Consider the following 226-nt stretch of genomic DNA (forward strand, 5'->3'; position numbering starts at 1 on the left):
CGTGCGCGCACGATCGGCGGCGGAGATGCCGGTCGTCACCCCCTCGCGCGCCTCGATCGAGACGGTGAAGGCGGTTTCGTGCCGCGTGCCGTTGTTGCGCGCCATCAGGTCGAGGCCGAGCTGTTCGACCCGCGCCTTGTTCATCGCGAGGCAGATGAGGCCCCGCCCGTGCCGCGCCATGAAGTTGATCGCATCGGGCGTCGCCATCTGCGCCGGGATGACGAGG

1 protein-coding gene is annotated in these 226 nt (G+C 69.9%); it reads right to left on the minus strand.

The features are described 5' to 3' along the window. Nucleotides 1-226, minus strand: a 226-nt coding sequence (locus ASE78_RS19485) for a 3,4-dihydroxy-2-butanone-4-phosphate synthase (protein WP_235514899.1), incomplete at both ends; no start/stop codon positions are given.

This window comes from Sphingomonas sp. Leaf25 (genome assembly GCF_001421635.1).
Lineage (GTDB): Bacteria > Pseudomonadota > Alphaproteobacteria > Sphingomonadales > Sphingomonadaceae > Sphingomonas.